The 758-nt window shown below is 47.6% G+C and carries 1 protein-coding gene; it reads left to right on the plus strand.

The genetic code is table 11. The features are described from left to right. Positions 1-48: 48 nt before the first annotated feature. The coding region (locus GC097_RS35065; protein ID WP_216625879.1) for an Ig-like domain-containing protein at positions 49-758 on the plus strand (710 nt) is incomplete at its 3' end.

Genomic DNA, 758 nt, shown 5'->3' on the forward strand with positions numbered 1-758 from the left:
GCTCTTGGATTGCCCATAAAAGTAATTCTTGCAACCGATGGTGGTAATGTGGACGCAAGTGTGAATTGGGATTTAAGCGGCATTAGTTACGATCCGGCTATCAAGACGGTGCAGACCTTCTCGGTGCCAGGGACCGTAACCCTGCCTCTCGGAGTTGAAAACCCGAACAGCGTTCCATTGACGACAAGCATTAACGTTACTGTTAAAGAAGTTGGAGCAGCTTCCGACTATCTAACACTAGACAAATTCCAGTACATCCAAGGGGAAGCCATTACCCTATCCTATAATGGGGCTGCGTTAAACGGGAAAGATTGGGTCGGCATCTACAAAACCGGAGCTGTTCCTCCAGGTGCCGGTGTATCTTTATTATGGAGTTATCTAAAATCTGGATCCGGAAGAGTTAGTTTAAACAGTGGACTAGCTCCTGGCACTTATGATGCACTCTTTATGCTCAATGACGGTTATACGATAGTGGATCGCAAGACATTCCAAGTCGTTCAACGCGTCCCTTTGAGTGGGGTGACTCTTGATCAACAGAACGTAACAATGACTCAAGGCGAAACCAGAACATTAACAGCTGCCGTTCTGCCCGCGAATGCGAACGATACCCGAGTATCGTGGATAAGCAGCGACCCAACTGTTGTATCTATAATCTCAACAGGAAGCAGCGCTTCGCTGATCGGCAATCGTCCTGGGACGGCGACAGTGACGGTCAAAACTTTAGATGGGAATTTTACGGCTTCTGCGAATGTTACAGT

Origin of the sequence: Paenibacillus planticolens, assembly GCF_013141725.1 — a bacterium.
Lineage (GTDB): Bacteria > Bacillota > Bacilli > Paenibacillales > NBRC-103111 > Paenibacillus_E > Paenibacillus_E planticolens.